1 pseudogene is annotated in these 422 nt (G+C 30.1%); it reads left to right on the top strand.

The annotated features are described in order from the left end of the window. Positions 1 to 422, top strand: a pseudogene (locus tag FUA24_RS01235) (inorganic phosphate transporter); the annotation flags it as partial.

Here is a 422-nt window from a genome sequence, read left to right as displayed (position 1 = left end):
ATTTAAGCCACAGGAAACAATCTAAAATACAAAAAGCTGAAGATAGTCTTCAAAAAGCTGAAAGCAGCTCAATACAAGGCGTTATTGTTGAAAGCGCAAGCAACATTGCCACTGTTATAAAACGTGGTAATAGAATTTATACCAATGCTGTAAATGGGCTTGCAACACACAATTTAAAATCTTTAAAAAAGAATAAAAGTCAGGTTGAAAATTTAACTAACGAAATTGATGAGCTTAAAGATCATATTTTCTATTTTATTAAAAATTTAGATGAACCAAGTGTTAGCGCTAGTAACTTTTACTTAAATGTTTTAAGGCACTTACAAGACATGGCACAATCATTAACATACATATCAAACGCCAGTTACAAACACGTTAATAACAACCATAAAAAGCTAAAATTTAGCCAAATTAAAGAACTT

Source organism: Seonamhaeicola marinus, from assembly GCF_008085455.1.
This window is presented reverse-complemented; position numbering and strand designations above follow the sequence as displayed.